A 1,149-nucleotide genomic window follows, 5' to 3' on the forward strand; every position below is an offset into this window, starting at 1 on the left:
GCTTGGGTTCAAGGGGTCAGCGCAACACTCTGATTCTTTGGAGTGATCATGCGTATTCCTGTTTCCCGTGCCGTGCGTCGGGTGTTCTGGATAGCGATTCGGGAGGGGGCCACGACGCAGGACGCTGCCGCGGTGGCGGGCATGTCGTCGCAGCAGGGCGATGTGTGGTTCCGGAATGCTGGTGGCATGACACCGTTGTCGTTGAATCCGCCGTCCGAACGGTTCTTGTCGATTCGTGAACGCGAGCTGATCCTGGCCGGGATCAGCGCCGGCCAGTCGATCAGGGCGATCAGCCGGTCAATCGGGCGCAGTCCGTCGACGGTGATGCGGGAGCTGGAGCGAAACCTGCAGAATCCTTACCGACCACGGTCGAGGAGGGGACGGCCTCGCTCGACTCCGGTGAAGTACTCGCCGTCGTTGGCGCAGCGTCGCGCCGACCTGAAGATGTCCCGCCCTAAACCAGCGAAACTGGCCCTCAACGACAGACTCCGAGACGAGGTTCAGCATCGATTATCGGAAAAGGCCAGCCCCGAGCAGATCATGCGACGATTGCGGTTGGACTTCCCTGACGATCCGGAGATGCGGGTGTCACACGAAACGATCTACCAATCCCTGTATGTCCAGGGCCGCGGGGCGCTGCGCCGCGACCTGACGGTGACGTTGCGCACGGGGAGAGCACTCCGTAAACCGCAACGCCGGGCCACCCAACGCCAGGGCAGGATCCGCGACATGGTGCTGATCAGCGACCGGCCCGCCGAGGTCGAAGACCGGGCAGTCCCCGGGCACTGGGAGGGCGACCTGATCGTCGGCAAAGACAGCGGCTCTGCGATCGGCACCCTGGTCGAACGCACAACCCGGTTCGTGATGTTGCTTCACCTGCCCGAAAAACACGGTGCCCTCGAGGTCCAGCAGGCGATGATCGAGACCATGGGCAGGTTGCCGGAATTCCTCCGCAAATCCGTCACGTGGGACCAGGGCAAAGAGATGGCCAACCACGCGCAGATCCGACTCGCCCTCGACATGGACATCTACTTCTGCGACCCACACTCACCCTGGCAGCGCGGCAGCAACGAGAACACCAACGGTCTACTGCGCCAGTACTTCCCGAAAGGCACCGACCTCTCCGGCTACCACCACGACTACCTCGAC

At 63.2% G+C, this 1,149-nt stretch carries 1 protein-coding gene; it reads left to right on the forward strand.

The features are described from left to right. Window positions 1–48 precede the first annotated feature (48 nt). A partial coding sequence (locus RCH12_RS18510) for an IS30 family transposase (RefSeq protein WP_442784601.1) occupies window positions 49–1,149 on the forward strand: 1,101 nt, incomplete at its 3' end.

This window comes from Cryobacterium sp. MP_3.1 (genome assembly GCF_035984795.1).
GTDB classification, from domain to species: Bacteria; Actinomycetota; Actinomycetes; order Actinomycetales; family Microbacteriaceae; genus Cryobacterium; species Cryobacterium zongtaii.